Source organism: Mycobacterium sp. E183, assembly GCF_001667735.1.
Lineage (GTDB): Bacteria > Actinomycetota > Actinomycetes > Mycobacteriales > Mycobacteriaceae > Mycobacterium.
Window position 1 is genome coordinate 1 of record NZ_LZJN01000118.1, and the last position, 662, is coordinate 662.

The 662-nt window shown below is 61.2% G+C and carries 1 protein-coding gene; it reads left to right on the forward strand.

Annotation, left to right across the window (positions count from 1 at the left end):
• On the forward strand, window positions 1-662 hold a 662-nt coding region (locus tag A5691_RS12690), incomplete at both ends, for a class I SAM-dependent methyltransferase (protein WP_156734786.1).

The following is a 662-nucleotide window of genomic DNA, read 5'->3' on the forward strand; positions in this document are numbered from 1 at the left end:
GAATCGCAATCCATCTACGACGTTTCGGACGAGTTTTTTGCCCTGTTCCTAGATCCGACAATGGGCTATACGTGCGCTTATTTCGAACGCGAGGGCATGACCCTGGAAGAGGCGCAGAATGCGAAGTTCGATCTGGCGCTGGGCAAGTTGAATCTCGAGCCGGGGATGACGCTACTCGACATCGGTTGCGGCTGGGGAGGAGCGCTGCACCGGGCGATCGAGAAATATGACGTCAACGTGATCGGGATCACGCTGAGTCGCAACCAGTTTGCCTACAGTAAGGCCAAAATGGCCGCCATCCCCACCGACCGCTCCGTCGAAGTCCGGTTGCAGGGCTGGGAGGAATTCGACGACAAGGTCGACCGAATCGTCAGCATCGGCGCCTTCGAGCACTTCGGCCGCCAGCGCTACGGCCGCTTCTTCAAGATGGCCTACCAGGTGCTGCCGTCCGACGGAATCATGTTGCTGCACACCATCGTTCGCCCCTCCTTCAAGGAGGCCAGGGCGCGGGGCATGACGCTGACGCACGAGATCGTGCACTTCTCGCAGTTCATCCTCACCGAGATCTTCCCGGGGGGCTGGCTCCCGACCCCGCAGACCGTCGGGGAGTACGCCGTAACGGCCGGCTTCGAGCTGACCCGGGTGCACTCACTGCAGCTGCA